Below are 3,013 nucleotides of genomic sequence, written 5' to 3'. Positions count from 1 at the left end.
AAGTGCCTCTATTTAGCCACCCGCTCACTGGATCCCACCGGCCGCGGTAAGGCACGATGGGCCATGCGGTGGAAACCCGCTCTCAACGCCTTCGCTATCACCTTCGAAGGCCGCATCACCCCGAGCGGAAACTAGCCCATGCCAAGCCAGATCCACCGTTTATCGGACAGTCCCCGGCCTTGTTGAACGCGTCGGGTGGTGGCGACAGGCCAGCCTCGTGTTCGGGCGAAGGTGGTCACTGCGGCTAGTAGCTGGGCACCGGCGGGCGAGGATGCCCAGGCGCGGGCAGCGGTGTCGGCGCGCTCCGGGGCGGGGCGGACGCTGAACAGCTCCACCTGCCCGGCTGCCGGGACCGCGGTGGTCTCGGGATCGGGTGATGCTGGGCGTGGGCGCGTGGCACGTGGTGGGGCTGAGAAGGCGTCGCCGAGGAACAGCTGGATACCGGGGCGTTGGCCGGGTTCGGTTTCCCCGTCGGGGTCGCCGCCCAGGTGCGCGTCGCGGCGGGCGGTGGTGCAGAGTCGGCAGCGTCCGTGGTGGTTGACCGCCAACGCTCGGTGGCAGGAGCGGCACTCGCCGGGGGTGTTGCGGTGCGTGAATTGTCGGCAGCGGCGGCAGCGCCCACCGCGGATGCTGGCCACCCAGGCGAGGCAGTCGACGCAACTGCCAACCTGCCAGGACCTGTGGGCGCAGAACGCGCACCGCCGGGTCCATAGCCGTGTGACCTGTCGTCCGCAGTCGGCGCAGGTCCCGCCGGTGGCGCGGCGGCGGTGCTGGCAGCGCAGGCAGGTGCGCCCGTAGGTTTGCCGGTACTCGCCGCAGACGTCGCAGACCGCGTAGTGACGGCGAGCCCGCTGGTAGCACGCGGCGCAGCGGCCCTGGGCGTGGATCGGGACGTGCCGCCGACAGTCGGGGCAGGTGATCAGCCGGGGGTGGCGGCTCATACCGGCGGCACCGAACGGCCCCTGCCGCCCCGTCGCGGGCGAACCGTGGGTGCTTCCGCGGTGGCGTCTGCTGCCGGCCGAGCGGGCTCGGCGACCGGGGGTTCGGGGATCAGTAGGTCAGCGGGGTCGCACTCGAGCACCGAGCAGATCACGTCCAAATCGTCCAGGCGGATCGAGATCGGGGTTTGCGACCACAGGTTCGACATCTTGCCGGCCGACAGCTCGAGCCCGGCCTCGGCCAGCGCCGACGCAGGTCACTTGCCTTCCACACGCCCCGCTGCGCGGCGACCATCCGCAAGTTCCATCGCATCAGTGGCTATCCTCCCTGTTCAGCGGGGCTGTCCATCGGGCCGCGGCCCGTTCGGCCGCGGCGTATTCCGCCTCGATCGCCTCGCTGGTGACGTGGACGTACGAAACCGTTGTGGTCAGCCATCGGTGACCGAGGACCTGTTGCAGGGCGAGCAGGCTCAGCCCGTCGGCATACAACTTGGACGCGCAGGCGTGTGGCGTAACACATGCGGGGTCAGCGTCCGCACCGGCCCGCGCAAATGCCGCACCGCGGCGTCCTTGACCGCCAGCCGGAACGCTTCCTTATCAGCCGGGCCTGCCCGCTCGGAGGGAAACAGCGCAGCCCGGGGGAGCTCGAAGTCGTCGCTGAACTCCCCGCGCACGTCTTCGACCCACCACCTCAGCAGCGTGCGGGCGATACCCAGCATCGGCACCAGCCGCTCCCGCGGCCCGGATCCGCGCGACCCCTTGCCCCTCCGCACGTGGATCCTGCCCAGCGGGCCGTGATCGAAATGCAAATCCTCCAGCGCCAGCCCGCACAGTTCACTCGCCCGCAACCCCAGCTCTGCGGCGAGTCGGGCCATCGCGTAGTTGCGGGTGGCGGTGCGCCACTTGCGGACCTGGGCCAACTCCTCGCGCCAGCGGGTGAAGAAGCCGGCCAGCTCTGCCGGCGACGGCGGTACCCGCACCGTGCACGACCCGCTGCTCCTCGGCCGGTTGACCTCGTCGATCGGCGAGGCCACCACCCGCCCGGTCAGCCGGTGGATCTCGCCCTGATAGCGCACCTCCACGAATCGGTAGAAGGTCGCGATCCGCCCCGCCTTCATCTGCCGGGTCTTGACCGCCCTATCTTGCTGCGCCTCGACGAGGAACCGGTCACCGTGGCCGGGCTCGACCTCCCACGCGTAACAGCCCGCCCAGTCCAGAAACTCCGTCACCGCGGCCAGTTCCGCGCGCACCGTGGCATCCGCCGCCCCGTGCGCCGAGCGCGCCAGCACGAACTCCGCGAACAGGTCCTCCTGAAACGCGGCCGCAGCGTCCGGGGCGTCCAACGATCGCGGCGAGTGGATGTCATGCACCACCGCCAACGACGTCATCCCGGCCACCTGCCCAAGTTCAGAATTGCCGCACCGATATCTGCTTTCCCGAGCAGTTTTCAACAATTCCGATCAATGTCAAGGATTTCGGACACCCGGAGTGTCGGCGTGTCGCCTACGCCGCTACCAGCGACAACGACCTTCCTGCAGAATCACACGGCGCGGCGAACTTCTGGAAGAGTTGATACTCGATCTGGAACAGCCGGTGGTATGAGTTGATGACGAACTCACCGCTGGCGGCGAGGTTGGTGACGTAGCCCTTGGTCCCGGCCAAGGCCCGGGCCTTGGCCTCCAGGTCGCGGTTGATCGCCTTTTCCCCGCCGGCCCTCTCTGTCAACATGATCCTGGTTGTGCCACGAACGTGGAGAGGAGTCGTATGTAGGTAGGAGGGCTTCTTGATGCGGTGCTGTGCAAGTGATGAAGGTTGTGGCCCTTCGGCGTCGCCCTGCGGGGGAGGCATCAAACCGCCTCATGCTGCGTTGGCTGAAGACCGTCGTGGTGAGCGATGAGGAAAAGGCGTCCGTCGAGGCGTCAGGTGGGGACCAGGAAGACGAGCGTAAGCGAACCGCTGTTGACGTGTCGAAACACTTAGTACTACAGTCGCACTTATTGCGGAGCTTGTCGTGCGGCGTAGTGGCATCGTCGGGCGCGTTGCTGGTGTCTGCGGCGCCATTTCGAGCGGGTGAG

The 3,013-nt window shown here is 68.1% G+C and carries 3 protein-coding genes and 1 pseudogene; 1 reads left to right on the top strand and 3 read right to left on the bottom strand.

Annotated features, from left to right (window positions below):
• Nucleotides 1-135, top strand: a pseudogene (locus tag CHB84_RS22620) (IS256 family transposase); the annotation flags it as partial.
• An 802-nt stretch (nt 136-937) separates the two neighbouring features.
• Here CHB84_RS22620 and CHB84_RS22010 read toward each other — a convergent pair.
• The 3 genes from CHB84_RS22010 to CHB84_RS22000 form a co-directional block, all read right to left on the bottom strand.
• Entirely contained in the window at nt 938-1,147 is a 210-nt protein-coding gene (locus CHB84_RS22010; protein WP_425432333.1) for a helix-turn-helix domain-containing protein, read from the bottom strand.
• 261 nt (nt 1,148-1,408) lie between these two features.
• Entirely contained in the window at nt 1,409-2,326 is a 918-nt protein-coding gene (locus CHB84_RS22005) for a tyrosine-type recombinase/integrase (protein WP_089303552.1), read from the bottom strand.
• 115 nt (nt 2,327-2,441) lie between these two features.
• The gene (locus CHB84_RS22000) at nt 2,442-2,666 is read right to left on the bottom strand and encodes a hypothetical protein (RefSeq protein ID WP_089303551.1); all 225 of its coding nucleotides are present in this window, start codon (nt 2,664-2,666) and stop codon (nt 2,442-2,444) included.
• Nucleotides 2,667-3,013 lie beyond the last annotated feature (347 nt).

Source organism: Haloechinothrix alba (assembly GCF_900188115.1).
GTDB lineage: Bacteria > Actinomycetota > Actinomycetes > Mycobacteriales > Pseudonocardiaceae > Haloechinothrix > Haloechinothrix alba.
The sequence above is the reverse complement of the archived record's forward strand: the minus strand, read 5'-3'. Positions and strand labels throughout refer to the sequence as shown.